General features: G+C 74.9%; 20 protein-coding genes (1 of these 20 cut by a window edge). 11 read left to right on the top strand and 9 right to left on the bottom strand.

Features of this window, described 5'->3' with window-relative positions; all coding sequences use genetic code 11:
- Window positions 1–833, top strand: partial view of a phosphoenolpyruvate--protein phosphotransferase gene (ptsP, locus tag OG618_RS30905; RefSeq protein ID WP_329490868.1) — the 3' portion only. It extends 838 nt beyond the left edge of the window; the window shows 833 of its 1,671 coding nt (coding positions 839–1,671); the start codon falls outside the window, past its left edge; the stop codon is at window positions 831–833.
- A gap of 93 nt (window positions 834–926) precedes the next feature.
- On the opposite strand, the gene OG618_RS30900 is transcribed toward ptsP, so the two are convergent.
- The 3 genes from OG618_RS30900 to OG618_RS30890 form a co-directional block, all read right to left on the bottom strand.
- On the bottom strand, window positions 927–2,945 hold the full coding sequence (locus OG618_RS30900; protein ID WP_329490866.1) for an acetoacetate--CoA ligase: 2,019 nt from the start codon (window positions 2,943–2,945) through the stop codon (window positions 927–929).
- A gap of 154 nt (window positions 2,946–3,099) precedes the next feature.
- On the bottom strand, window positions 3,100–3,648 hold the full coding sequence (locus OG618_RS30895; protein ID WP_329490865.1) for an NUDIX domain-containing protein: 549 nt from the start codon (window positions 3,646–3,648) through the stop codon (window positions 3,100–3,102).
- A gap of 39 nt (window positions 3,649–3,687) precedes the next feature.
- Complete coding sequence (locus OG618_RS30890) at window positions 3,688–4,590, bottom strand: NUDIX hydrolase (RefSeq protein ID WP_329490864.1); 903 nt, start codon at window positions 4,588–4,590, stop codon at window positions 3,688–3,690.
- A gap of 253 nt (window positions 4,591–4,843) precedes the next feature.
- On the opposite strand from OG618_RS30890, the gene mmuM reads away from it, so the two are divergent.
- From mmuM to OG618_RS30865, 5 genes are all read left to right on the top strand, one after another.
- Window positions 4,844–5,794, top strand: coding sequence for a homocysteine S-methyltransferase (mmuM, locus tag OG618_RS30885; RefSeq protein WP_329490863.1), 951 nt, complete (start codon window positions 4,844–4,846; stop codon window positions 5,792–5,794).
- 118 nt (window positions 5,795–5,912) lie between these two features.
- Complete coding sequence (locus OG618_RS30880) at window positions 5,913–6,677, top strand: IclR family transcriptional regulator (RefSeq protein WP_329490862.1); 765 nt, start codon at window positions 5,913–5,915, stop codon at window positions 6,675–6,677.
- 294 nt (window positions 6,678–6,971) lie between these two features.
- Entirely contained in the window at window positions 6,972–7,709 is a 738-nt protein-coding gene (locus OG618_RS30875; RefSeq protein ID WP_380391237.1) for an MIP/aquaporin family protein, read from the top strand.
- A 94-nt stretch (window positions 7,710–7,803) separates the two neighbouring features.
- On the top strand, window positions 7,804–9,330 hold the full coding sequence (glpK, locus tag OG618_RS30870) for a glycerol kinase GlpK (RefSeq protein WP_329490860.1): 1,527 nt from the start codon (window positions 7,804–7,806) through the stop codon (window positions 9,328–9,330).
- Window positions 9,331–9,483: 153 nt separating this feature from the next.
- Window positions 9,484–11,076: a glycerol-3-phosphate dehydrogenase/oxidase gene (locus OG618_RS30865; RefSeq protein WP_329490859.1), complete on the top strand. Its 1,593-nt coding sequence runs from the start codon at window positions 9,484–9,486 to the stop codon at window positions 11,074–11,076.
- A gap of 279 nt (window positions 11,077–11,355) precedes the next feature.
- Here the strand turns inward: OG618_RS30865 and OG618_RS30860 are convergent, their stop codons facing one another.
- Together OG618_RS30860 and OG618_RS30855 are read right to left on the bottom strand one after the other, a co-directional pair.
- The gene (locus OG618_RS30860) at window positions 11,356–12,747 is read right to left on the bottom strand and encodes a GntP family permease (RefSeq protein WP_329490858.1); all 1,392 of its coding nucleotides are present in this window, start codon (window positions 12,745–12,747) and stop codon (window positions 11,356–11,358) included.
- Window positions 12,744–13,298, bottom strand: coding sequence for a gluconokinase (locus tag OG618_RS30855; protein WP_329490857.1), 555 nt, complete (start codon window positions 13,296–13,298; stop codon window positions 12,744–12,746). Before OG618_RS30855 ends, OG618_RS30860 begins: the two co-directional genes overlap by 4 nt.
- Before the next feature lie 143 nt (window positions 13,299–13,441).
- Here OG618_RS30855 and OG618_RS30850 point away from each other — a divergent pair, with 143 nt between their 5' ends.
- Both OG618_RS30850 and OG618_RS30845 read left to right on the top strand, forming a co-directional pair.
- Entirely contained in the window at window positions 13,442–14,137 is a 696-nt protein-coding gene (locus OG618_RS30850) for a FadR/GntR family transcriptional regulator (RefSeq protein WP_329490856.1), read from the top strand.
- Between the two features lie 158 nt (window positions 14,138–14,295).
- Window positions 14,296–14,697 carry a hypothetical protein gene (locus OG618_RS30845; RefSeq protein ID WP_329490855.1) on the top strand — a complete coding sequence of 134 codons (402 nt, stop codon included), beginning with the start codon at window positions 14,296–14,298 and terminating at the stop codon, window positions 14,695–14,697.
- On the opposite strand, the gene OG618_RS30840 is transcribed toward OG618_RS30845, so the two are convergent.
- From OG618_RS30840 to OG618_RS30825, 4 genes are all read right to left on the bottom strand, one after another.
- The gene (locus OG618_RS30840; protein WP_329490854.1) at window positions 14,673–15,437 is read right to left on the bottom strand and encodes a metallophosphoesterase; all 765 of its coding nucleotides are present in this window, start codon (window positions 15,435–15,437) and stop codon (window positions 14,673–14,675) included. The two genes, OG618_RS30845 and OG618_RS30840, sit on opposite strands and share 25 nt — an antisense overlap.
- Window positions 15,438–15,479: 42 nt before the next feature.
- Window positions 15,480–20,045 (bottom strand): hypothetical protein, encoded by a 4,566-nt coding sequence (locus tag OG618_RS30835; protein WP_329490852.1) that lies wholly within the window; start codon window positions 20,043–20,045, stop codon window positions 15,480–15,482.
- Between the two features lie 95 nt (window positions 20,046–20,140).
- Window positions 20,141–21,016, bottom strand: a complete 876-nt coding sequence (locus OG618_RS30830) for a hypothetical protein (RefSeq protein ID WP_329490851.1) — start codon at window positions 21,014–21,016, stop codon at window positions 20,141–20,143.
- Between the two features lie 100 nt (window positions 21,017–21,116).
- Window positions 21,117–22,658, bottom strand: coding sequence for a hypothetical protein (locus OG618_RS30825; RefSeq protein ID WP_442906890.1), 1,542 nt, complete (start codon window positions 22,656–22,658; stop codon window positions 21,117–21,119).
- Window positions 22,659–22,802: 144 nt separating this feature from the next.
- Here OG618_RS30825 and OG618_RS30820 point away from each other — a divergent pair, with 144 nt between their 5' ends.
- The 3 genes from OG618_RS30820 (at window position 22,803) to OG618_RS30810 (ending at window position 25,532) form a co-directional block, all read left to right on the top strand.
- On the top strand, window positions 22,803–23,849 hold the full coding sequence (locus OG618_RS30820) for an IPT/TIG domain-containing protein (RefSeq protein ID WP_329490850.1): 1,047 nt from the start codon (window positions 22,803–22,805) through the stop codon (window positions 23,847–23,849).
- A 224-nt stretch (window positions 23,850–24,073) separates the two neighbouring features.
- Entirely contained in the window at window positions 24,074–24,631 is a 558-nt protein-coding gene (locus tag OG618_RS30815) for a hypothetical protein (protein WP_329490849.1), read from the top strand.
- 124 nt (window positions 24,632–24,755) lie between these two features.
- Entirely contained in the window at window positions 24,756–25,532 is a 777-nt protein-coding gene (locus tag OG618_RS30810) for a LamB/YcsF family protein (protein ID WP_329490848.1), read from the top strand.
- The last annotated feature ends 27 nt before the right edge of the window (window positions 25,533–25,559 follow it).

Genomic DNA, 25,559 nt, shown 5'->3' with positions numbered 1-25,559 from the left:
GGGCGGAGGGCGTGGGCCTGTTCCGCACGGAGTTCCTCTTCCTGGACGACTCGGCCAAGGCTCCCAGCGAGGAGAAGCAGGTCGAGGCGTACCGCAAGGTGCTGGAGGCGTTCCCGGAGGGCCGGGTCGTGGTCCGGGCGCTGGACGCGGGCGCGGACAAGCCGCTGGACTTCCTGACCCCCGCCGACGAGCCCAACCCGGCGCTGGGTGTGCGCGGTCTCCGGACCCTGCTGGAGCACCCCGAGGTCATGCGGGCCCAGCTGCGCGCGCTGGCGAAGGCGGCCGAGGGGTTGCCGGTGCACCTTGAGGTGATGGCCCCGATGGTGGCCGACCGCAAGGACGCCAAGGACTTCGCGGACGCGTGTCGCCAGGCCGGGCTGAGCGCCAAGTACGGGGCGATGGTGGAGATCCCGTCGGCGGCGCTGCGGGCGCGGTCGATCCTCCAGGAGGTGGAGTTCCTCTCGCTGGGGACCAACGACCTCGCGCAGTACACCTTCGCCGCCGACCGCCAGGTGGGTGCGCTGGCGCGGCTGCAGGACCCGTGGCAGCCGGCGCTGCTGGACCTGGTCGCGTTCTCGGCCGAGGCCGCCCGGGCCACCGGCAAGAGCTGTGGCGTCTGCGGCGAGGCCGCCTCCGACCCGCTGCTCGCCGTGGTCCTGACCGGGCTCGGCGTCACCAGCCTCTCCATGGGCGCGGCGTCGATCCCCTATGTGCGGGCCACGCTGGCCAAGTACACGCTGGCGCAGTGCCGCCGGGCGGCCGAGGCCGCCCGCGCCGCGGACAGCGCCGAGGACGCGCGGGCCGCGGCCCAGCAGGTGCTGTCCGGCGAGTGACACCGGCGCGCGGCCGGAGCGAGGACTGCGAAGGGGTGCCCCCACCGTCATGGGGGCACCCCTTCGTGCTGTCCGGGTTCGTGCTGTCCGGGGTCAGGCCCGGCGGTCGCGGCGGAGCTGCTCGAAGTAGCGCAGGTGCTCGATGTCGTCGACCGAACCCGGGTTCACTGCCTGCTCCAGCGGGGTGCCGGAGAGCAGGCGCTTCACCGGGACCTCGATCCGCTTGCCGGTGAGGGTGTGGGGCAGGCCGCGGACGGCGATGACCTCGTCGGGGACGTGGCGCGGGGAGAGCTCGGTGCGCAGCGAGGTGCGGATCCGGCCGACCAGGCCGTCGTCGAGGACCGCGCCGGGGGCGAGCACGACGAAGAGCGGCATCCAGTAGCCGCCGTCGGGCTCCTCCAGGCCGATGACCAGGGACTCGGCGATCTCGGGGAGGCGCTCGACGACCTCGTAGATGTCGGAGGAGCCCATCCGGACGCCCTGGCGGTTGAGCGTCGAGTCGGAGCGGCCGTGGATGACCACGGTGCCGCGGGAGGTGACGGTGATCCAGTCGCCGTGGCGCCAGATGCCGGGGTACATCTCGAAGTAGCTGTCGTGGTAGCGGGCGCCGTCGGGGTCGTTCCAGAAGCCGGTGGGCATGGACGGGATCGGCTTGGTGACGACGAGTTCGCCGACCGCGTCGGTGAGCGGGCGGCCGTGGACGTCCCAGGACTCGACGGCGGCGCCGAGGCAGGGGGCCTGGATCTCACCGAGGTACACCGGCAGGGTCGGGACGCCGCCGACGAAGCAGGAGCAGACGTCGGTGCCGCCGCTGACGGAGGCGAGCCAGACGTCCTGCTTGACCTCGTCGTAGATCCAGCGGAAGCCGTCGGGCGGGAGCGGGGAACCGGTGGTGCCGATGCAGCGGACGGCGGAGAGGTCGAGGTCGCGGCCGGGGTGCAGCTCGGCCTTGCGGCTGGCGATGACGTAGGCCGCGGAGGTGCCGAGGACGGTGGCGCCGGTCCGGGCGGCGACGGACCAGAGGGCGCCGGTGTCCGGGTGCCCGGGGCTGCCGTCGTAGGTGACGATCGTGGACCCGGTGAGCAGGCCGGCGAGGAGGAAGTTCCACATCATCCAGCCGGTGGAGGTGTACCAGAGGAAGCGGTCCTCGGGGCCGAGGTCAAGGTGGAGCCCGGCCTGCTTGAGGTGCTCCAGCAGGATGCCGCCCTGGCTCTGGACGATGGCCTTGGGCAGGCCGGTCGTCCCGGAGGAGTAGAGGACCCAGAGCGGGTGGTCGAAGGGGACGGCCTCGAAGACCGGCTCGACGTCGTCGGCGACCAGGTCGTCCCAGTGCAGGGCGCCGTCGGGGGCGGGCGCGCCGAGCAGCGGGACGTGGACGACGGTGCGCAGGCTGGGGAGCTCGCGGCGGAGTTCGGCGACGACCTCGGCGCGGTCGTGGTCCTTGCCGCCGTAGTGGTAGCCGTCGACGGCGAAGAGGACGGCGGGCTCGATCTGCTGGAGGCGGTCGAGGACGCTGCGGGCGCCGAAGTCGGGGGCGCAGCTGGTCCAGACCGCGCCGACGGCGGCGCTGGCGAGGAGGGCGACGGCGGCCTGCGGGATGTTGGGCAGGTAGGCGCTGACGCGGTCGCCGGGGCCGATGCCGCGGGCCCGGAGGGCGGCGGCGAGCGAGCCGACCTGGCGGCGGAGCTCGGACCAGGTGAGGACGGTCGGCTGCTCGGTGGTCTCGTCCAGGTGGAGGATCGCCGGCTTGTCGGCGTTGGCCTCGTCGTCGGCTGCGCGCAGGGCGTGCTCGGCGTAGTTGAGGCGGGCGCCGGGGAACCAGCGGGCGCCGGGCATGGCGGCTTCGGCGAGGACGGCTTCGGGGGCCTCGGTGAAGCGGACGCCGAACCACTGGGTGACGGCCGTCCAGAAGCGGTCGAGGTCCTCGGTGGACCAGCTGTGCAGGTCGGCGTAGCGCCGGGCGGCCTGCTCGTCGCTGTCGACGGGGGCCAGCGGGGCGGCCGGTGCGCCGTGGTGTTCGGCGGCCCAGGCCTGGAAGGCCACGAGGCCGGTGGCTGCGGCGCGAGCGGGGTTGGGGCGCCAGAGCGGCTGGTCCTGGGATGGGGTGCTCACGGTGGTGGTCTCCCGGCCGTTGGATGGGACGGGGGTGCTTGTGGCAGGGCCCGTCCGGTTGGGGCTGTCGGAGCAGACCCTGCCATGTGATCGCGCGGTACGCCAGGGTCTGCCGCGGCCGTGCGAGCCTGGTCAGCCCCGTCCCCGGGCACGGTCAGTGGTGGGCGTACTCGCCGTTGAACCAGGCCTGGGAGACCCGGGTGTGGAAGGCGAAGACGAGGGCGGTCGTGGGGTCGGCGAGCTGCCAGCCCTCCGTCTCCTCGGTGGGGACCGAGGGCGGGAGCTCGGCGAGCGGGCGGGCGGGGAGCAGGCCGAAGAGGCAGAGGAAGCCGCCGTGCGTGTCGGAGTCGGTGGCGACCAGGGTGACGTCACCGGCCTCGGCCAGGATGCCGGTCTCCTCGCGCAGTTCGCGGACGCAGGCCTGCTGCCAGCTCTCCCCGTAGTCGACGTAGCCGCCGGGCAGGGCGAGTTGGCCGTAGCCGGGCTCGATGGTGCGGCGGATGACCACGAGGCCGGGCGCACCGCTCTCCTGGGTGACCGGGAGGAGGGTGACGACGACGGGCAGCGGGTTGCGGTAGCTGATCTCGGAGCAGCCGGGGCAGGTGCGGGGCCAGGCCGTGGTGCCGGGCGGGTAGGGCGTGCCGCACCAGTGGCAGTGGGAGTTCGGCCGGTTGCTCGTCCTGCTCACCTCTTGAGTCGTCATGGCCGGATGGTAGTGCGCGGGCGCGACCGGTGGCGCCGGTCAGCGGATCTCGTCCTCCCGGGTGGGCCGGAGCAGCGCGGGGTGCAGGAGGTGGGCGTCGCCGGCGTGGTAGGTGCGGGCCCGTGGGCCGCCGCGGGCGCCGCCGCGCTCGGTGGTCGTCCCGGTGCTCTCGACGAAGCCGGGCACCGAGAGCACCTTGCGGTGGAAGTTGCCGGGGTGGAGCTTCTCGTCCCAGACCGCCTCGTAGACGGCGCGCAGCTCGGGGATGGTGAAGTCGTACTGGAGGAAGGCGGTGGCCAGCGGGCTGTACTCGATCTTCGCGCGGGCGCGGTCGAGGCCGTCGGCGACGATCCGGGCGTGGTCGAAGGCGAGCGTCGTGGTGCCGGCGGGGCCGTCGGCCGCGGGTTGGTGGCCGGTGTGCCCGCCGACGCCACCCCCGTGGGTGTCGGCGGGCACACCGGCGGCTGGGGACCGGCCGGTGGACGGCCGGAGGTCGAGGTCGGTGACGGCGTGCCAGGCGGCGGTGGCCGCGTCCGAGCCGGCCTGCGGGTCGGGCAGGTCGGGGGCGAAGGCGAGGTAGGCGACGGAGACCACGTGCATGCGCGGGTCCCGGGTGGGGGCGCCGTACGTCCCGAGCTGTTCGAGGTGGATCCGGCTGAGGGCGGCCTCGGCGTCGGCGGTGCCGAGCAGGCCGGTCTCCTCGGCGAGCTCGCGGGCGGCGGCCTCGTCGAGCCCTTCCTCGCCGGCCCGCAGGAAGCCGCCGGGCAGTGCCCAGTACCCCTGGTAGGGCGGCGCGGCGCGCTCGACCAGCAGGACGTGCAGGCTGCCGTGGCGCAGCGTCAGGGCGACGACGTCGACGGTGACGGCGACGGGCGTGTAGGCGCGCGGGTCGTAGGCGGCGAGCCAGTCGTTCTCGTGGGCGGGCGGTCGTTCCACGGTCATGGCGGGCTCCTCTCCGCTGGCGCTTCGTCGGGCCGGTCGGTCGCTGTCGGGCGCTGCCGGGCGCGTCGGGTGTGGCGGGCATGTCGTGCGGTCGGCGGTACCGGGAGGACCGGCGGGCCGCCGTCCTGCCGTCGTTCTCGGGGTGAGCACAACGTAGCGATCCGGGGGCCGGGCGGCAAATGGTTTTCGGGCCGGCCGGAGGCGTCCGGTCTTCTACTCTGTGACCAGGAGCTTTGCCCCCGAGGAGGCCGCCATGCCCGCCCCTGCCCCGCCGGGCTTCGCCGCCGCGCTGGCCGCCGGTCCGCTGGTCCTGGACGGCGGGCTGTCCAACCAGCTGGCGGCGGCCGGGTACGACCTGTCGGACGCGCTGTGGTCGGCCCGGCTGCTGGCGGACGCCCCGGAGGCGGTGGTCGCCGCGCACCGGGCGTACTTCGAGGCCGGGGCGGAGGTCGCGATCACCGCGACCTACCAGGCGAGCTTCGAGGGGTTCGCCCGGCGCGGGCTGGGCCGGGCGGACGCGGAGCGGCTGCTGGCGCTCGGGGTGGAGCTGGCGCGCCGCGCCGCGGCGCCGGTCCGGGCGGACCGGCCGCTGTGGGTCGCCGCGTCGGTGGGGCCGTACGGCGCCGCGCTGGCCGACGGCTCGGAGTACCGGGGCCGGTACGGGCTGACGACCGCCGAGCTGGAGGCGTTCCACCGGCCGCGGCTGGAGGTGCTGGCGGCCGCCGGGCCGGACGTGCTGGCGCTGGAGACGGTGCCCGACGCGGACGAGGCGCGGGCGCTGCTGCGGGCGGTGCGCGGGCTGGGCGTGCCGGCCTGGCTGTCGTTCAGCGTGGCGGGCGACCGGACCAGGGCCGGGCAGCCGCTGGCGGAGGCCTTCGCGCCGGCCGCGGACGCCGACGAGGTGGTCGCGGTGGGGGTGAACTGCTGCACGCCGCAGGACGCCGACCGGGCGGTGGCGACGGCGGCCCGGGTGACCGGCAAGCCGGTGGTGGTCTATCCGAACAGCGGCGAGCGCTGGGACGCCGGGGCCCGTGCCTGGCGCGGTGCGGCGACGTTCGGCGTGCCCGGGGCCGCTCCCGGCGGCGGCCGGGCTGGGGTGGCGGGGTGGCTGGCCGACGGCGCCCGGCTGGTGGGCGGCTGCTGCCGGGTGGGCCCGCGGGAGATCGCGGCGCTGGCCGCCGAGGTGGCGCGCGGGCGGGACTGACCGCGCCGGACGGAGATTACCGAGGGGGAAGGTGCACGGACGGGGCGCGGCCTGGCAGACTCGTCCCGTTACCACTGCGGTCGACATTGTCGACCGCCTGTCAGCGCGGAGGTACCGAATGCCCGGCCCGATCCAGTCGCTCTCCCGGGCCGCCGCGATCATGCGCCTGCTGGCCGGCGGCGAGCGCCGCCTGGGGCTGTCCGAGGTCGCGACGGCCCTGGGCCTCGCCAAGGGCACCGCCCACGGGATCCTGCGCACCCTCCAGCAGGAGGGGTTCGTCGAGCAGGACCCGGAGAGCGGCAAGTACCAGCTGGGCGCGGAGCTGCTGCGGCTGGGCCAGAGCTACCTGGACGTGCACGAGCTGCGCGCCCGGGCCCTGGTCTGGGCGGACGACCTGGCCAGGGCGGCCGGCGAGACCGTCTACCTCGGGGTGCTCCACCAGCAGGGCGTGCTGATCGTGCATCACGTCTTCCGCCCGGACGACACCCGGCAGGTGCTGGAGGTCGGCTCGATGCAGCCGCTGCACAGCACCGCCCTCGGCAAGGTGCTGCTGGCGTACGACCCGGTGGCCCGCGGGGAGCTGGGCGACGGCCCACTGGAGGCGTACACCGCGCGGACCCTGACCGACCTGGCGGACGTGGACGCCGAGGCGGCGCTGACCCGGGAGCGCGGCTGGACCGACTCGATCGAGGAGACCTGGGAGGGCGTGGCCTCGATCGGCGCGCTGATCCAGGACCGGCGGCGCAACCCGGTCGGCGCGGTCTGCGTCAGCGGCCCGGTGGAGCGGGTCTGCGAGGACGGCTTCGTGCGGCCCTCGCTGGTCGCCTCGGTGCGCAGCGCGGCCCGGGCGATCTCCCGGGACCTGGGCGCCGGACGGTTCTGACCCCGGCGCCGGCGGCGGCGGCCGCGGACATCTGACGTTCACGCTGAGGCGCGGACAGGCGGGATGCCTGTCCGCGCCTTAGCGTTTTGTCCATATTTGACGTGAGTCGATTGGTAACTTCGAGTGAAGGGTCACAGCTGCGTAACCCGGCCTTGACGTGAAGGCGGCCTGGGGAGGAAGCTTCCGCATGACGGTCGACATTGTCGAACGATGGCCGAGCAGATCACTCCCACAATGCGCTCACCCGCACAGCGATCGCTCAGCCACCTGCCCCCACCCGCACCTCCGGGCCATATGGACAAGGGAGTCTTTGTGTCCGCGTTCTCCAACGGCGACATCTTCGTCGGCGAAACCCTCGGCACCGCCGCGCTGATACTTCTCGGCGGCGGCGTCTGTGCCGCCGTGACGCTCAAGAAGTCGAAGGCCCTCAACGCCGGCTGGCTGGCGATCACCTTCGGCTGGGGCTTCGCGGTGATGATCGCCGCCTACATGTCGGCCCCCAAGTCGGGCGCGCACCTGAACCCGGCCGTCACCCTGGCCCTCGCCGTCGACAGCGGCGACTGGAGCAAGGTGCCGGTCTACCTCGGCTCCCAGCTGCTCGGCGCGATGATCGGCGCCGTCCTCGTGTGGGTCACCTACCTCGGCCAGTTCCAGGCCAACAAGGAGGCGACCCTGGGCATCTTCTCGACCGGTCCCGAGATCCGGAACCCGGTCCAGAACCTGCTCACCGAGATCATCGGCACCATGGTCCTCTGCCTGGGCATCCTCACCCAGGGCCTGAACAAGGGCCTCGGCCTCTCCGGCACCGGCATCCTGATCGTCGCCCTCACCGTCGTCGGCATCGGCCTCTCGCTCGGCGGCCCGACCGGCTACGCGATCAACCCGGTCCGCGACCTGGGCCCGCGCATCGTGCACTCGCTCCTGCCGATCCCGAACAAGGGCGGCTCCGACTGGTCCTACGCCTGGATCCCGGTGGCCGGCCCGGTCATCGGCGGCCTGCTGGCCGGCGGCCTGTACCACGTCGCCTTCTGACGCTCCTCGGGTTTCCACCCCACCCGAGCACGGGGACTGACCCGAGAGTCGGACCCACCCACCCCGCAACCCCCTTCTTGAGCCGAGGACCCTCATGACCTCCATTGGCACCGGTAACTACATCGCCGCGATCGACCAGGGCACCACCTCCAGCCGTTGCATCATCTTCGGCGAGGACGGCCGGATCGTCGCCGTCGACCAGCAGGAGCACCGGCAGATCTTCCCCCAGCCCGGCTACGTCGAGCACGACGCCGCCGAGATCTGGACCCGGGTGCAGTCGGTGGTCCGCGGCGCGCTGGAGAAGGCCGGTCTGACCAAGGACGACATCCGCGCGATCGGCATCACCAACCAGCGCGAGACCACCGTCCTGTGGGACAAGAACACCGGCGAGCCGGTGCACAACGCGCTGGTGTGGCAGGACACCCGCACCGAGGGACTCTGCCGCGAGCTGGGCCGCAACGTCGGCCAGGACCGCTTCCGCCGCGAGACCGGCCTCCCGCTGGCCAGCTACTTCGCCGGCCCGAAGATCCGCTGGCTGCTGGACAACGTCGAGGGCCTGCGCGAGCGCGCCGAGGCCGGCGACATCCTGTTCGGCACCATGGACACCTGGGTGATCTGGAACCTCACCGGTGGTGTCAACGGCGGCAAGCACGTCACCGACGTCACCAACGCCAGCCGCACCATGCTGATGAACCTGCGCTCGCTGGAGTGGGACGACAAGATCGCCGAGTCGATGGGCGTGCCGATGGCCGTCCTGCCGGAGATCCGCTCCTCCGCCGAGGTCTACGGCGAGGCCGTCGGCGACCTGGCCGGCGTGCCGGTCGCCTCCGCCCTCGGCGACCAGCAGGCCGCGCTGTTCGGCCAGACCTGCTTCGACAAGGGCGAGGCCAAGTCGACCTACGGCACCGGGACCTTCCTGCTGCTGAACACCGGCGAGGAGGTCGTCAACTCGTACCACGGGCTGCTGACCACCGTCGGCTACCGGATCGGCGACCAGAAGCCGGTGTACGCGCTGGAGGGCTCGATCGCCGTCACCGGCTCGCTCGTCCAGTGGCTGCGCGACCAGCTCGGCATCATCTCCACCGCCGCCGAGATCGAGACCCTCGCCAACACCGTCGAGGACAACGGCGGCGCCTACTTCGTCCCGGCCTTCTCCGGCCTGTTCGCCCCGTACTGGCGCTCCGACGCCCGCGGTGTGATCGCCGGTCTGACCCGGTACGTCACCAAGGGCCACCTGGCCCGGGCCGTGCTGGAGGCCACCGCCTGGCAGACCCGCGAGGTCGTCGACGCCATGCAGAAGGACTCCGGCGTCGAGCTCACCGCCCTCAAGGTCGACGGCGGCATGACCAGCAACAACCTGCTCATGCAGAACATCGCCGACGTGCTGGACGCTCCCGTCGAGCGCCCGTACGTGGCCGAGACCACCGCGCTGGGCGCCGCCTACGCGGCCGGCCTGGCGGTCGGCTTCTGGAGCGACCTGGACACCCTGCGGGCCAACTGGCACCGCGCCGCCGAGTGGACCCCGCGCATGGACGAGGCCACCCGGGAGCGCGAGTACAAGAAGTGGCTCAAGGCCGTGGAGCGCACCATGGGCTGGGTGGAGGAGGACGAGCAGATCTGACCGCGGACGCCGGTCGGGGCCCCCGGGCCCCGGCCGGCCCGCTCCCGTTTCACCGGCCCGCCGCACCGGGCCGAACCGGCCTCTCAGCAGGGGCCGCACCGCACACCGAGAGGAGTAACGGCGCCGCCCGACCCGCGCCGCCGTACACACACCATGGCAACCATCCCGACCCTGGGCGCCGAGCGCTTCGCCGGCCGCACCGCCTCCCGCGCCGAGACCCGCGAGCTGCTGGGCAAGGCCACCTACGACCTGCTGGTGATCGGGGGCGGCATCCTCGGCACGGCCGTCGCCTGGACCGCGTCCCAGGCGGGCCTCAAGGTCGCCATGGTCGATGCCGGCGACTTCGCCGGGGCCACCTCCAGTGCCTCCTCGAAGCTCGTGCACGGCGGTCTGCGCTACCTGCAGACCGGGGCGGTCAAGCTGGTCGCCGAGAACCACAAGGAGCGCCGCGCGCTCGCCACCGACGTGGCCCCGCACCTGGTCAACCCGCTGACCTTCTTCGTGCCGGTCTACAAGGGCGGCCCGCACAGCGCGCCCAAGCTCGGCGCCGGTGTGTTCCTCTACTCGGCGCTCTCCGCCTTCCGCGACGGCATGGGCCGGGTCTCCACCGCCGCGCACGCCGCCCAGCAGGTGCCCGCGCTGCGCACCGAGGGCCTGCGCTCGGTGGCCGTCTACGGCGACCACCAGATGAACGACTCGCGCGTCGCCGTGATGACGGTGCGCGCCGCCGTCGACGCCGGCGCCGTGGTGCTCAACCACGCCGAGGTCACCGGCCTGCGCTTCACCGGCGGCCGGGTCACCGGCGCCGACCTCAAGGACCGCCTGGACGGCACCGAGTTCGGCGTGAACGCCCGCCTGGTGCTCAACGCCACCGGCCCGTGGGTCGACCACCTGCGCACCATGGAGGACGCCGGCGCCGCGCCGTCGATCCGCCTCTCCAAGGGCGCCCACGTCGTGGTCAAGCGCCGTGCCCCGTGGCGCGCCGCGCTGACCATCCCGATCGACAAGTACCGCGTCTCCTTCGCCATCCCGTGGGAGGACCACGTCCTGCTCGGCACCACCGACGAGGAGTACACCGGCGACCCGCAGGACGTCCGGGCCACCGAGGCGGACATCGACCAGATCATGGGCGAGGCCGCGCACGCCATCCGTGACGAGCACATCGACCGCGACCTGATCACCTACGCCTTCGCCGGCCTGCGGGTGCTGCCCGGCGGCCCCGGCGACACCGCCGCCGCCAAGCGCGAGACGGTCGTCACCGAGGGCCGGGGCGGCATGCTGTCGGTCGCCGGCGGCAAGTGGACCACCTACCGGCACATCGGCCGGACCGTGCTGGAGAAGCTGGCCCACGTGCCCGGCACCACGCTCGGCGAGGACATGTCGACCATCGCCCGGACCGTCCCGCTGCCCGGCGTCGGCGCGCCGAACGCCGTCGCGCACCGCCTGCTGATCGACCGTGAGCCCGGCTCCCGGATGGAGCCGCTGGTCGCCAAGCACCTGGCCAGCCACTACGGCACGCTCTCCTTCGAGATCGCCCGCATGATCGACGAGAACCCGGAGCTCGGCCGGCCGATCCACGAGGACGGCCCGGACGTCTGGGCCCAGGTCGCCTACGCCGCCGACAGCGAGTGGGCGTACACCACGGACGACGTGCTGCGCCGCCGCACCACGATGACCGTCCGCGGCCTGGACACGCCGGAGATCCGCTCCGAGGTCGACGCCTTCCTGGCGAAGCGCGCCAAGTGACCGCGTGGCCGAGTGAGGGCGGTCCCGTGAAGCGCTCGGCCCCGTAGGGCCGGCGCACAGGACTCGAAGGGCGGGCACCCCGGGCTGGGGGTGCCCGCCCTTCGGCATGTCCGCACGGCCGGGCTCACGGGCTCCTGCGGGTCGGCTGCCGGGGCGGTCCCCAGGACCCGCTCGGCTGCCCGCCGGACCGCGGTCGGGCCGTGCGACCCGCCGTCGGGCAACGCCGGAGGGCGGTACCCGGGGGAGACGGGTACCGCCCTCCGGGGCGCGGGGGCGCGGTCAGATGATCAGGCTGAGCGGCATGATCAGGGCGATGGCGACGACCGAGATCACGGTCTCCATCACCGACCAGGACTTGAGGGTCTGGCCGACGCTCATCCCGAAGTACTCCTTCACCAGCCAGAAGCCGGCGTCGTTGACGTGCGAGAAGAACAGCGAACCGGCGCCGATGGCCAGCACCAGCAGCGCCGCGTGGGTCGCGGACATGTCGGCGGCGAGCGGGGCGAGGATGCCCGCGGCGGTGATCGTGGCGACCGTGGCGGAGCCGGTGGCCAGGCGGATCAGCACGGCGATCAGCCAGCCGAGCAGCAGCGCCGAGATGTGCCACTTGGCGGACCACTCGCTGACCGCGTTGCCCACACCGACGTCGATCAGGGTCTGCTTGAAGCCGCCGCCCGCGCCGACGATGAAGACGATGCCCGCGATCGGGCCGAGCGACTTCCCGACGGTGTCGGAGATCCGGTCCTTGGTGAAGCCGGCCGCCCGGCCGAGCGTCACCATGCCGAGCAGGGTCGCGGCGAGCAGGGCGATCAGCGGCGAGCCGATGAAGTCGAAGATCCGCTGCGGCATCGCCTTCGGGTCGTCGACGACGACGTCGACCAGGGCCTTGCCGAGCATCAGGGCGACCGGCAGCAGGATGGTGGCGAGGACCGCGCCGAAGCCCGGGGTGTGCGCGGGCTTCTCCGTCTCCTCGGGCGCGGTGGCCTGCGGGATCTCCAGCGGGCCGACCCAGCGCTCGGCGAGCCGGGCGAACAGCGGGCCGGCGACGATCAGCGTCGGCACGGCGATCAGCAGGCCGAGCGCCAGGGTGATGCCGAGGTCGGCCTTCAGCGCGTCGACGGCCACCAGCGGACCGGGGTGCGGCGGGACGAGGCCGTGCAGCACCGAGAGCCCGGCCAGCGCGGGGATGCCGATCCGCATCAGCGGGACGTTGCCGCGGCGGGCCACCAGCAGCACGATCGGGATCAGGAGGACGACCCCGACCTCGAAGAACAGCGGCAGGCCGAGGACGGCCGCGATCAGCGCCATCGCCCAGGGCAGCGCCCTGGGCCCGGAGCGGGCGAGCACGGTGTCGGCGATGATGTTCGCCCCGCCGGAGTCGGCGAGCAGTTTGCCGAGCATCGCGCCGAGCCCGATCAGCAGGCCGACGCCCGCGACGGTCGCGCCGAACCCCGTGGAGAAGCTGCCCAGCAGCTTGTCGAAGGGGGCGCCCGCGACGGCGGCCAGCAGGCCCGAGCCGAGTGTGAGGGCGAGGAACGGGTGGAGCTTCAGCCGGGTGATCAGCACCACGATGGCGCCGATGCTGAGCAGGACCGCGATCAGCAGCTGGGCGTCGCTGTCGGTGTGCGGCAGGGCCGGTGGGGCGGCCGCCGCGAGCAGGGTGGGGGTCACGCGAGGTCTCCATTGACGGGCCGCAGCAGTGCCACGGCCATCTCGACGAGTTCTTCGGGGGTCGGGCCGACGTCCAGGACCGCACCGCGCTCGTCCGCCCCGAGGGGCTCCAGGGCGGCGTACTGCGAGTCGAGCAGCGACGGCGGCATGAAGTGTCCGGTGCGGTGGGCGAGCCGGTCCCCGACCAGCTCGTGCCCCCCGCTGAGGTGCAGGAAGAAGGCGCCCGGGCAGGCCGCGCGCAGGGTGTCGCGGTAGCGGTGCTTCAGCGCCGAGCAGGTGACCACGCCGCCGGTGCCGGCCTCGGCCCGCTCCCCCAGCCAGCCGCCGAGGGCGCGCAGCCAGGGCGCGCGGTCCGCGTCGTCCAGCGGGATGCCGGCCGACATCTTGGCGATGTTGGCGGGCGGGTGGAAGTCGTCCGCCTCGGCGTAGGGGAGGTCGAGGCGGTCGGCCAGCAGGCGGGCCACGGTGGTCTTGCCGACACCGGAGACGCCCATCACCACGAGGGTGAGGGGCGACGCGGGGGTGTCGTGGTTCTCGACGCTGAGAGCCATGGGTGGTGCTCCTTCGTTGCCTGGCCGCCACTATCGCTCCAAAGATATGACGTATTCAAGAGTCGGAAACCAAATCGTCATACTTTTGCGCGTTGCGGGGGCCGCCCGGCGAGCGGGCCGGCCGGGCCCTCTAGGCTGGCCGGATGGAGATCCAGGGGCTGCCCGGCCGACTGCTCGCCGACCTCGGACCGGCCATCGCCTCCGGTGAGATCCCCGAGGGGGCGGTCCTGCGCGCCGAGGAGCTGGAGCAGCGGTACGGGGTGTCGCGGACGGTGGTCCGCGAGGCCGTGCGGATCCTGGAGGGGATGGGGCTGGTCGCCTCCCGGCGGCGGGTCGGCAGCACCGTCCAGCCGAAGTCCGCCTGGGACGTCTTCGACCCGCTGGTGATCCGCTGGCGGCTGGCCGGGACCGACCGGCCCGCGCAGCTGCGCTCGCTCGGCTCGCTGCGGGTCGCGGTGGAGCCGGCCGCGGCCGCGCTCGCCGCCCGGCATGCCAGCGACGACGAGCGCCGCGAACTGCTCTCCCTCGCCGGTGAGTTGACGATGACGGCGCGGGCCGCCGACCTGACCACCTTCCTCCGGCACGACATCGCCTTCCACGCGACCGTCCTGAAGGCCTCCGGCAACGAGATGTTCGCCCACCTCGGCGACACCGTCGGTGCGGTGCTCACCGGCCGCACGGAGTACCATCTGATGCCTCATCAGCCCGAGCCGTACGCGATCCGGCTGCACCGCGAGGTCGCGGAGGCGATCTGCGCGGGGGACGCGGCCCACGCCGAGCGGGCGATGCGCACGATCGCCGAGGGCGCGCTGGCGGAGCTCGACCAGCAGCTGGGGTGATTCGGCCGGGGGGCGCGGTTTCCGGTGCAGATCACACGATTTGACGCTAGTTCGGCTGATTCCCGCGCATGGTTCGGGTACCACGGGGCAGAGTGGTGCGCAGGGGCGCGTTCCGGCGCGCCCGTCCCGCCGTCGTGAGCGCGCCTGGGGGTCGCCCGATGCCATCCGCACGCCGTCGCCGCCGTCGCCTGCCCGACGAGGTGCGCGCAGCCGCCGTCCGGGCCGTGCTCTGCCTGTCCTTCACCCTGGTCGGCCTGGTCGTCGCGGCGCTGGGCTCGTACGCGGACAGCTGGCTGATGACGCCGGCGCTGATGGCCATGGGGCTCGGGGTGTTCGGCACCATGTGGTGCCTGCTGGAGATCCTCATCTCGCGCCAGGTCGCCGCCCAGCGGATGCGCGGGCCGAACTCCGCCTCGCCGATGGCCGGCAGCCGGGCGCCCGCCGGGGTCCGGCCGGTGCCGCGCCCGGCGGGCCCCCCGACCGGGACGGCGCCCCAGCCGTGGGTGCCCACCGCGCAGGGTGCCCGGGTGGGTGGTCAGGCCGGCACGACGGCCCGGTAGTGGGTGGTGAGCCGGCCGTCGTCGTCCAGAACGTGGAAGGCGAGCATCGGCGGCTGCTCGAAGCTGATCCCGGGGCCGCCCTCGCAGGGCAGCGTGACGGTCGACACCACACCCGGCGCGACCAGTACCGGCAGACCGGCGAACACGGTGGCCGCGCCGGTGTGGGAGTGGCCGCAGAGCAGGGCGGCCACCCGGGGGTGGCGGGCCAGCACCTCGGCGAGCCGCTCCTCCCCGAACTGGCGGATCGGGTCGACGGTCGGGAGGTGGAGGACGACCGGCGGGTGGTGGAAGGCCACCAGTGCCGGCCGGTCCGGACGGCCCCCGGCCAGCTCGGCGTCCAGCCAGGCCAGCGTCCCGTCGTCGAGCAGGCCGTCGTCGCGGCCGGGGATCGACGAGTCGAGCAGCAGCAGGTCGGCGCCGGGCAGTTCGTGCCGCCGGTTGACCGGGCCGTCGGCGGGCGCCTCCCCCAGCAGTCCCTCCCGGTAGGGCGCGCGCCGGTCGTGGTTGCCGGGACAGGTGAGCACCGGGTGGCGGGAGACCAGCACCTTGGCGGCCTGCTCGTACTCCGCCGGCAGGCCGTGGTCCGCGAGGTCGCCGGTGACCAGGACGGCGTCCAGCGGGCCCGGCAGGGCGTTGAGGTACGCCATCACCCGCTCGGCCCGCCGGTACGCGCGGGCGCCGCCGTCCCGGCGCCACTCCTGGCCGAGGTGGATGTCACTGAAGTGAGCGATCGTCAGCATGCCCCCACGGTAGGCGGGCCGGTGGCGCCGGGGTAGCGGGGATCAGGCCTGGCCCGGGGCCTCCACCGGGCGCTTGAACATCCGGGTCGCGGTGATCTCGCCGTGGATGGCCGGGCCGTCCGGGTCCTGCGGGGCGGGCAGGCCGGGGCGCAGGTGCTCCTCCACCGAGATGTACTTGAGGCCGGCCCGCAGGTCGGCGTCGTTGCGCAGCCGGATGACCAGCGGGAACTCGGCCAGCGCGGTGGTGTCGAACAGGCCGGTGGTGTAGATCAGCTGGACGCCGAGCGCGTCGGCGACCGCCCGCTGGAGCTCCAGCAGGTAGGTGGCGTTGGCGCGGCCGATCGGATTGTCCAGGAAGAGCGTGCCGGCGTGCCGCAGCTGGGACTGGCCCCGGTCGTTGGCCCGCAGCGCGGCCATCGTGCAGTACAGCGCGATGGCCGCGGTGAGCAGCTGGCCGCCGGAGAAGACGTCCGACATCTGGCCGACGCCGACCCGCTCGGCCCGCAGCACCGCGTCCGGCTTGAGGATCTCCACGCTGACGCCGCGCGGCCCGATCGCGGCGGCGACCCCGCGCAGCAGCAGGGACATCCCGTCGCGGCGCAGGTCGCTGTTCTTCCGGACGGCGGCGCGGGTGGCTTCGTCGATCACCTCGCCCAGCCGCTCCACCAGGGTGGCGTGGTCCGGGTCCTCGAAGCGGATCCGCAGGAACTCCTGGCCGGACCACTCCCCCAGGCCCTCGGGCAGCCGGGAGAGCCGCTGGGCGGCCCGCAGCGTGGTGAGCGAGGACTCGACCAGGCCGCGCAGCCGGTCGACGATCGAGCCGCGGTTGCGCTCCAGCTGGGCGAGCTCGTCGGTCAGCACCCGCAGCCGGGGCGCGAAGGCGGTGGCCCAGGCGGCGGCGTGGTCGGGCAGGGCGGCGGCGGGCAGTTCGCGGATCTGCTGGCGGGCCGGGGTGCGGACGGCCTCGTAGCGCGCCGCGTTGGCGTGCCGGACGAGGGCGTCGGAGGCGTCCCGGACGGCGAGTTCGGCGGCGGAGAGTTCGCCGGCGGCGGTGCGCAGGGCGCGCCGGGCCTCGGCGGCGGCCGTCCGGGCGTCGGCGAGCGGGCCCAGGTAGGGCTCGACCGGGCGGCCGTCCTCGTCCTGGTGCTCGCGCAGGCCGTCGCGCAGCTGCCCGGCGTGCTCGTCGAAGTCGGCGGCGGCGGCCTGGGCGGCGTCGAAGGTCCGCTGCAGGTCGGCGTGGGCGGTGCGGGCGGCGTCGACGCTCTCGCGGCGCTCGGCCAGCCGGGTGGTGGCGGTGCGCAGCAGGACCTGGGCGTGCTCGGGGTCGGTGGGGACGAGGTCCTCGGGCAGCTCGGTGTGCGCCTCGCCGTCGGCGGGCGCGGAGCGTTCGGCCTCGCCGCGCAGCCGGCCGAGCTGCTCGCTGGCGGCGGCGGCGCGGGCCTCGATGGTGGCGACCAGCTCCTCCGCGCGGGCGGCGGCGGCCTGGCGGGCCGGGCCGTCGGCGCCGTCGGGGCTGCCCAGCAGCTCCTCCGCCCGGGTGCGCACCTTGTTGGTGAGCCGGTCGAGTTCGGTCGCGGCGGCGGCCTCGTCTCCCTCGGCCCGGGCCTGTTCGGCGCGGAGGTCGGCGCCGACGCCGACCTTCTCGTACAGCTGGGACGCGGCGCGGTAGGCCTCGCGCAGGGCGGGCAGGGCGACGGGGGCGGGGGCGGCGGGCTCGTCGGCCTGCTCGGCCGCGGGGATCTCGGCGCGCTCGGCGCGCAGGGTGCGGGCGGTGCGGCGGGCGTCGTCGGCGGCGCGCTGGGCGGCGCGGCGGTCCTCGTCGCAGGTGCGGGCGCGCTCGGCGCACTGGGCCTGGCGGCGGTCGCACTCGGTCGCGTCCTCGGCGAGTTCGCGCAGGCTCCGCGTCCAGCCGGCGCGCTCGCGCAGGCGGAAGGCGAGGCCGGAGAGGGCGTCGGCGCGGCGCCGGGCCTGCTGGGCGGCCTCGCGCTGCTCCTCGTGCGCGAACGCGGCGGCGGCGTGGTCGCTCTCGGCCTCGTCGTGGTCGGCGCGCAGGGTGGCCAGCGCGGCGGCGGCCTGCTCGGCGTGCTCGTGGGCGGCCTCGGCGGCGGCGGCCAGCTCGGCGAGGGTGCCGGGCGGGCAGCTGGCGTGCCAGGAGGCGAGGCGGGCGGCGAGGGCGCGGTCGCCGCCCAGCCGGGCGGCCAGCTCGCGGATGTGCTCCTCGCGGGCGGTGGCGCGTGAGCGCAGCTCGCGGCGCTCGCCGTCGGCGGCGGTCTCGTCATGCATGGCCGGGTTCGGCGGGACGAGGAAGAAGGCGGGCTCGCCGGTGATGGGCGCGATCAGCGCGGCGGCGGCGCCGACCGCGACGGTGGAGCGCGGCAGCAGCGCGGCGGAGTGCAGCGTCTCGCGGGCCCGGTCCAGCGAGTGGGGGTCGGTGATCACCACGCCGTCGACCAGCTCCGGCCGGGCGGCGAGGATCGCCTCGTGGTCCGCCGGGTCGACCGACTGGGCCAGGTAGCGCCAGCCGGGCAGCGCGGGGATGCCGTGCTCGGCGAGGTACTCGACGGTCGCGAGCACGTCCGGGCCGGGCGGCAGCAGGCCGCCGTCGCCGAGCGCGGCGAGGATGCGGGAGTCGTCGGCGGCCGCGGTGCGCAGGTCGAACAGGGTGCGTTCGGCGGTGGCGATCGCGTCGTCGAGCAGTTCCCGGAGCGTCTCGGCGGAGCGGTCGAGGACCGCGGGGGTGAGGAAGCCGGAGGCCTCGTCCGCGTCCTCCTGGTACGGGGTGAGGGAGAGCAGGTCGGCGAGCCTGGGCTCGGTGGCGAGCAGGGCCGCGGTGCGCTGCTCGGTGGCGAGCGCCTGGGCGGCGGCCTTGCGGGCGTCGGTGGCGCGGGCTTCGGCGAGTTCGGCCCGGCCGGTGGCCGCGGCGGCCTCGCGCAGCCGGGCCGCGGCGGCCTCGGCGGCCGTGCGGGCCTGCGCGAGGGCGGCCGCGGCGGTCTTCTCCACGTCGGCGGCGTGCAGGGCGGCGCGGGCCGGGTCGGGCTCGGCGGTTCCGGGGTCGATCCAGCCGGCCTCGACCGCGGCGGCGGTCTCCCGCTCGACCTCGGCGAGGCGCTGGCGCAGGTGGTCGGACTCGCTGCGGGCCTTCTGGGCGGCGGTGGCGGCCTCGGTGGCGTCGGACTGGGCCTTGGCGCCGTCCGCCTGGAGCTCGCCGGCGCGCTGCTCCTCGGTGTCGGCGCGCTCCTCGGCGGCCGCGGCGGCGCTCTCCAGGGCGCGGGCCAGCGCGGTGGCGGCGCGGGCGCGGGCGGCGAGCGCCGGGGCGGCGTCGAGCTCGGCCTCGCGGATCGCGGCGGCGACCCTGGCCACCCGGTCGGCGGCGGCGCGCTGGCGCAGCACGGCCTCGGCGGCCTGCCAGGCGGAGTGCAGGGTGCGGGCGTCGATGAGCTCGCGGCGCAGCGCGGCGGCCTCGGTGGTGGCGGCGGCCAGGCCGAGAGTGGCGTGCCGGTGGGTCAGCTCGGCGGTGATCAGGGTGTGCCGGGTGCGGTCGGCCTCGGCCGCGGTGACGGCGCTCGCGGCGGCGGCGACCTCGATGGAGAGGTCCTGGGCGCGGTCGCGTTCGGCGGCGGCGCGCGAGGCCAGGGCGTGGGCGAGGCGGCGGGTGCGGCGCTCGGCGGTGCGGTGGGCCTCGCGGACGGTCTCCCGCGCGATGGTGGACTCGGCGATGCGCTCCAGCAGCTCCAGCGAGCCGGCGGTGAAGTCGCGTTCGGCGGTGAGCTCGGCGCGGCGGCCGAGCTTGGCGGCGAAGCCGTGGACGAGGTCGGCCAGGCCGTCGGTGTCCCGGGTGTCGGTGACGGCGCGCAGCAGCAGGTCGGTGAAGTCGCTGTCGTGCTTGACCGCGAACAGGCCCGCCGCCTCGCCCTCGTCGGCGTTCATCTCGCGCTGGTAGCGGAAGAGTTCGGGGTCGAGGCCGAGTTCGCCGAGGTGCTCCGTCCAGCGGTCGTGGCCGTCCTCGAAGACCAGGTCGAGGTGGGGGTGGGCCTTGCCGGCCTCGGTGAGGGCGTCGCGGAAGCCCTTCATGGTGCGGCGGCGGCCGCGGGCCTTCTGGTCGCCGGCCAGGCTGACCCGCTCGGCGACCGGCAGGGAGTCCAGCGTCAGGCCCGGCCCGGGGCGGAAGGAGTACCAGGTCTCGGCGAACTTGCGCGGGTCGGAGGAGACCTGCCGGCCCCGCCACTCGCTGACCTTGCCGACCACGATCGGCTCACCGGTGACGGTGTGCTGCCACTCCAGGGCGACGTGGCCGCAGTCGTCGGCCAGCAGGAACTTGCGCAGCACGCCGGAGCTGGCACCGCCGAGGGTGTTGCGGTGGCCGGGGAGCATCACCGAGAAGATCAGCTTGAGTAGGACGGACTTGCCGCCGCCGTTCTCCAGGAAGAGCACCCCGGCGGGGGCGGGCCGGCGGATCGGCCCGTCCGGCTCCTCGCCGAACAGGCCGATCTGCTGGGGGGCCGGGTCGGAGACGGGCTCGCCGACACCGCGCAGGTCGAGCACCGTGTCGGCGTAGCGGGCGCCGGCCGGTCCGATCGAGTACAGGCGGACCCGGTTGAGCTCGTACATGTGCGGCGGTTCTCCAGTGCGGGTGGGTCAGGAGTGCGTGGTCAGGGGTGCCCGGCCCGGTGGCGCGGCGGGCCGGTCCGGGTGGGGGCCCGGGGTCAGAGCGCGTGGAACGGCAGGCCCGCGTCGGCGACCAGCTCGTCCCCGGTGTCCGGGGGCAGCAGGCTGGCGGTGCCGTCGGAGACCGGGACGATGCCGAGGTCGAGCAGTTCGGCCATGGCGGCGCTGCCGGCCAGGTCGCGGACCTGGAGCTGGTAGCGGGCGGTGGTGCGGTAGGTGCCGCCGGCGTCGTCCGAGGTCTTCTGCAGGAAGCCGGAGTCGACCAGGAACATCACGGCCTTGGCGACGATGCCGATGGTGGAGCCGGACAGCCGGCGGGCGTCCTTGGTGGCCCCGGTGGCGGTGCGCCGGGCCCAGACCCGCCAGGCGGCCTCCAGGCCGGGGGCGTCGCTCTGCGGGTCGGTGTTGGCGCCGTCGGCCTCGGCCTGCTCCTCCAGCCGGCGGCAGGCCTGGCGGACGAAGGCGTCCACGCCGTTGACCGTGATCCGGCCGAGGTAGCCGTCGTCGGCGAGGTCCTCGGGGCGGGGGAAGGCCATCGCGGCGACGGCGAGGTGGGCCAGGCCGTGCAGGAAGCGGTCGGTCGACTCGGAGGCGGCGCGGCGCGAGTAGTCGCCCATCCGGACCGCGAAGACGGAGTCCTCGGCGGCGGCCACGGCCATGCCGGCGCGCGGCGAGACCTCCAGGACGACCAGGCCCATGCCGGTGGCGACGGCGTCGGCGAGGCGGGCGAAGGGCGGGTCCTCGCGGTGGCGGCGGACTAGCTCGGCGTACTCTGCGTCGCGGGCGGGGAGCAGCTTGGCCTGCAGGCCGAAGGAGACCAGGCGGGCCGCGTCGGCGACGTCGGCCGGGGTGATCGGGGCCGGGGCGGCGGGCTCGGCCTCGGGTGCCCAGGACGTGTCGTGGTGGGTCGTCACGGGCGGTGCTCCTCGGGGGTGTTGCCACTGGTGCGGGTGGTGGGGCGGTCGGTCTCGGCTGCCGCGGGGCGGCGCCGGGGGTGCGTCGGCTGTCCGGTCGTCAACTGGCGTCCTTGCGGTCGGCCGCCATGCCGGCCGCGTCCAGCAGGGCGCTGCCGACGATGAGGTCGGCGCCGCCGAACTCGCGGTCCCGCAGCGGAGTGCCGTCGTCGACCGCGAAGAGCAGCCGCTCCTCCCCCTGCCGGTAGGCGGTGCCGACCGGCGGGCTGGCCGCGTGCACCGCCAGCAGGGCGACCAGGTAGGGGAGTTCGGGATCCTGTCGGCGGGCGTCGGTGAGCAGCCCGGAGAGCCGGCGGGGGGCGTCGGCGGGCAGGTCGAGCAGGACCAGCGCGGCCTCCAGCTGCGCCTCGGTGAACCGGCTGTCGTCGGGGGTGGCGACGAGGTCCGGATCGGGCAGCTCGGCGCCCAGGTGCTCGCGCTCGACCGGCGGGGTGAGCAGCAGGTCGACCAGGTCGGCGACCCGGACGGAGACCGGCGTGCGCAGACCGGTGCCGCGGGTGAAGAACGCGCCGGTCGGCCGGACGGCCTGCTCCACCGGCAGCCGCAGCACGGGGGCGAGCAGCTGCCCGTAGAGGTCGATGCCGCTGCGGGCGCCGGGCGCGGCGAAGGCCTGGCGGTCCTGCTCGGCGCGGAACAGCGGGCCGGCCTCCAGCAGGCGGGTCTGCAGCTGGGTGTGGCGGCGGATGCAGTCCTTGACGATGTCGACCAGCTCGGCGGCGCGGCGCTTGTGCTCGGGCTCCTCGGCCTCGTCGCGGGCCTTGCGGATGTTGGTGAGAATCGCGTTCTCGTGCCGGTAGCGGTCGGCGATGTGGTCGAGCGCCTCGTCGATGAGGTCGGGGACGGCCTGCATCCAGTCGACGGCGCGCACGTTGCGCCGGGTCGCGTCCAGGGCCCGGCGCAGCGTCTCGGCGTACTGGACCGTGCGGTAGCGGGCCTGCTCGGCGGCGAGCTGGGCGTCGGCCAGCCGGCCGCGCCGGATCAGCACCTCCAGCTTGACCTCGGCGGCGATCTGCGCGGAGGTGACGTCGGTGTCGAGGGCGCCGACCAGGACGTTGACCGCCTCGTCGGTGGTGCGCAGGTAGACGCCGCCGTCGGGGCCGGGCACCTCCTCGATCAGCTTGAAGTCGTAGTCGCGCCGGACGTACGCGCCGTCCTGGCCGAAGGTGCCGTAGACGGCGCGGAACCCGCGGTCGACGCTGCCGACGTTGATCAGCGACTCCAGCACCCAGCGGGCGACCCGCTCGTGCTCGGCGGTCGGGCGGGTGGCGGCCTGGGCGGCGACCCGGGGCAGCAGCCGGGCGAGCACTATCTCGCGGTCGGCCCCGGTGTCGAAGTCCATGTGCAGGGTGACCAGGTCGATCGCGGCGAGGCCGACCTCGGCCATCGCGTAGCCGCCGTACTCGCCGGCCAGCATCACCTTGCGGCTGTCCAGGTCGTGCAGCGGGGCCGTGCAGGCCAGCGCCTTGAGCCGGCGGGCCAGGCCCTCGTCGGCGGCGGGGCCGGGCGCGGGCCGCGCGGCGGTGGCGGGCCCGGCGGGCGGCCGGGGCCCGGACTCGGTGGGCGGGTCAGCGATGGCGGTCACGGTGGACAAGATTAGAGGTAGGCACCGACATCGACCGAAACGGACCTTACGGACGGCCCGGACAGGCGGTCGCACCGCGGGCGGTGGAACCGGCTTTCGGGAAAGTGCCCGCACGATCCGGGCCCCACGGCCATCATGCCTCATATGATCATCCGACTGGTACGAGGCGGCCTGACCGCCGCCCTGGCCGTGGCCACGCTCACCGCCGGCACCGCGGCGGCCGGCACCGCGACCCCGGCCGCGACCGCCGACCGCACGGCGGCCACCGGCCCGAACGTCAGCGTGACCCAGGCCGGCAACTACCCGATCTTCCCGGTCGACAGCACCAACTTCGCGGTGACCTGGACCTCCTCCGGCACCGCCGACCTCACCGGGGTCACCCACCTCACCGTCGAACTGCCGGCCGGTCTGACCACCAGCGGCGCGGCGATCACCTCGCTCCCCGACTACTCCTTCACCGAGACGGTCTCCCCCGACGGCCGCCGGCTGGACGCCTTCTTCACGGGCACCCGGGCTCCCGGGCGCAGCGAGTTCATGAAGGTCTACGTGGCCTCCCACGGCACCGGGCCGACCGGGACGATCAAGGTCACGGCGGCGAACCGGAACGACACCGACCCGTCCGACAACGTCTCCGACCACCTGCTCGGCAGTGGCCCGCAGACCCCGGCCGCCCCGCCCGCCCCGGCGGTGACGGGTATCGGCACGACCACCGGCCCCGGGACGGGCGGCACCGCCGTCACCCTGACGGGCACCGGCCTGGACAACGGCTTCGTCCTGTTCGGCGACGCCCTCGCGACCGGCGGCTGCACCGGCACCACCTGCACCGTGACCGCGCCCGGCGGCGCCGGCAGCGCGCCGGTGACGGTGGTGACCCCCGGCGGCTCCGCGGCCGCGCCGCACGCCTTCGACTACACCGGCGCGGCTCCCCCGGCGCCCCCCGCGCCGGTGGTGACCGGTCTGACCACGAGCACCGGGCCGGCCGCCGGGGGCACCAGGATCTACGTCCGGGGCAGCGGACTGGCCGCCGGCACGGTGCTCTTCGGCGGGGTGCCGGCCACCCTCCACTCGTGCGGGCCGACGCTCTGCTCGGCGACCGCCCCGGCCGGCACCGGCGTGGTGGACGTGACGGTGACCACCGCCGGCGGGACCAGTGCGCCGGTCGCGGCGGGGCGGTACACGTACACGGCCTGACGGGGTCGTACGGCGGGGCCCGGTGCCGGGAGCGGCGCCGGGCCCCTTCGGCGTGCCCGGGGGCTCGGCGGCGGCGGGGCGGCCCGCGCGGCTCCCCGGGGTGAGCCCGGGCGCGGGGGCAGGCCCAGGGCAAGTTGAACACGTTCAATTCAACCGTCTAGAGTCACTTCCGTGCAGGTGGGACAGCCTGTCCCAGCTCCTCTTCGGCATGGGGGTCGACCGGTATGAACGGCACGTCCGAGAGCTTGATCCGAACCCCGCCCGCGGCCGAACAGGCCGTACTCCGGCGGGTGCGGCGGTGGCTCTGGGCCTTCGTGGTCTGCCTGGTCCTGAGCGGTCTGACGGCCTTCCCGCTGGAGACCGAGACCCGCTGGCTGGCCGAGCTCGCGACCGGCCCGGCGGCCCCGGTCACCGACCACCTGCCGGGCGTCCTGGAGTGGATCGAGCGGATCCGCGACGGCGTGGCCGACACCGGTGCCCGCTACCCCTTCCTGGCCTACGGCACCGACTGGCTGGCCTTCGCGCACCTGGTCATCGCGGCCGCGTTCTGGGGGCCGATCAAGGACCCGGTCCGCAACATCTGGGTCGTCCGGTGGGCCGTCCTCGCCTGCGCGGGCGTCATCCCGCTGGCACTGGTCTGCGGACCGCTCCGGGGCATCCCGCTGTACTGGCGATTCGTCGACATGTCGTTCGGCCTCGTCGGCGTGCTGCCGCTGCTGGTCGTGCTGCGCGCGCTCCGGCCGCTGGACCGGGCCGCCGGCGCCGCCACCGTCGCCGGCTGAGCCGTCCGGGGGACGCCCGGGCGGCGCTCCCACCCGTGCACCCGGCGGCGACCCGGGCAGCGGCGACGGCCGTCACGCGCAGGCCCTACGATCTGGCTCAACAGCTGCTGGGAGGCGGACGGGCGTGGCCGATGCGGTGATCGATCTCAATGCGGACCTCGGCGAGGGGTTCGGACGCTGGACGCTGACCGACGACGAGGCCCTGCTCTCCGTGGTGACCAGCGCCAACGTCGCCTGCGGCTTCCACGCGGGAGATCCGTCCACCATGCGGCGGGTCTGCGCGCTGGCCGCCGAGCGCGGCGTACGGATCGGCGCCCAGGTCTCCTACCGGGACCTGGCCGGCTTCGGCCGCCGGGCGATGGACGTCCCTCCGGAGGAGCTGGCCGACGAGATCGCCTACCAGATCGGCGCCCTCCAGGTGTTCGCCCGCGCGGCGGGCTCCCGCGTCTCCTACGTCAAACCGCACGGCGCCCTCTACAACCGGGTGGTGACCGACGCCGAACAGGCCGAGGCGGTGGTCGCGGGCGTGCTGCGGGCCGGGGCGGTCTGCGACGGCCCGCTCCCGGTGCTCGGCCTGCCCGGCTCACGGCTGCTGGCGGTCGCCGAGGGCGTCGGGCTCCCGGTGGTCGCCGAGGCGTTCGCCGACCGCGCCTACACCTGGGCGGGCACCCTGGTGCCGCGCAGCGAACCGGACGCCGTCATCCACGACCCCGAGACGGTCATCACGCGCGCGGTCGCGATGGCCCGGGACGGCGTGGTCGAGGCCGTCGGGGGCGAGCCGATCAGCGTCGAGGCGCGCTCGCTGTGCGTGCACGGTGACACCCCCGGGGCCGCCCAGCTGGCCTGGCGGATCCGCGGCGCGCTCGCCTCGGCGGGCGTGCGGGTGGAGCCCTTCGCGTGACGACCGGCGGCGGGACGGCGGGCCGGG

Source organism: Kitasatospora sp. NBC_01246, assembly GCF_036226505.1.
Classification (GTDB): Bacteria; Actinomycetota; Actinomycetes; order Streptomycetales; family Streptomycetaceae; genus Kitasatospora.
Note: the sequence above shows the minus strand (reverse complement) of the source record. Positions and strands in the feature narration are given on the sequence as shown.

What these genes read in the sequence shown, in the direction of transcription:
- OG618_RS30835 (WP_329490852.1), bottom strand. Translation starts at nt 20,045, where the DNA reads ATGTACGAGCTCAACCGGGTCCGCCTGTACTCGATCGGACCGGCCGGC.
- OG618_RS30880 (WP_329490862.1), top strand. Translation starts at nt 5,913, where the DNA reads ATGCCCGGCCCGATCCAGTCGCTCTCCCGGGCCGCCGCGATCATGCGC.
- OG618_RS30850 (WP_329490856.1), top strand. Translation starts at nt 13,442, where the DNA reads ATGGAGATCCAGGGGCTGCCCGGCCGACTGCTCGCCGACCTCGGACCG.
- mmuM (WP_329490863.1), top strand. Translation starts at nt 4,844, where the DNA reads ATGCCCGCCCCTGCCCCGCCGGGCTTCGCCGCCGCGCTGGCCGCCGGT.
- glpK (WP_329490860.1), top strand. Translation starts at nt 7,804, where the DNA reads ATGACCTCCATTGGCACCGGTAACTACATCGCCGCGATCGACCAGGGC.
- OG618_RS30865 (WP_329490859.1), top strand. Translation starts at nt 9,484, where the DNA reads ATGGCAACCATCCCGACCCTGGGCGCCGAGCGCTTCGCCGGCCGCACC.
- OG618_RS30890 (WP_329490864.1), bottom strand. Translation starts at nt 4,590, where the DNA reads ATGACCGTGGAACGACCGCCCGCCCACGAGAACGACTGGCTCGCCGCC.
- OG618_RS30855 (WP_329490857.1), bottom strand. Translation starts at nt 13,298, where the DNA reads ATGGCTCTCAGCGTCGAGAACCACGACACCCCCGCGTCGCCCCTCACC.
- OG618_RS30840 (WP_329490854.1), bottom strand. Translation starts at nt 15,437, where the DNA reads ATGCTGACGATCGCTCACTTCAGTGACATCCACCTCGGCCAGGAGTGG.
- OG618_RS30845 (WP_329490855.1), top strand. Translation starts at nt 14,296, where the DNA reads ATGCCATCCGCACGCCGTCGCCGCCGTCGCCTGCCCGACGAGGTGCGC.
- OG618_RS30820 (WP_329490850.1), top strand. Translation starts at nt 22,803, where the DNA reads ATGATCATCCGACTGGTACGAGGCGGCCTGACCGCCGCCCTGGCCGTG.
- OG618_RS30815 (WP_329490849.1), top strand. Translation starts at nt 24,074, where the DNA reads ATGAACGGCACGTCCGAGAGCTTGATCCGAACCCCGCCCGCGGCCGAA.
- OG618_RS30875 (WP_380391237.1), top strand. Translation starts at nt 6,972, where the DNA reads ATGGACAAGGGAGTCTTTGTGTCCGCGTTCTCCAACGGCGACATCTTC.
- OG618_RS30895 (WP_329490865.1), bottom strand. Translation starts at nt 3,648, where the DNA reads ATGACGACTCAAGAGGTGAGCAGGACGAGCAACCGGCCGAACTCCCAC.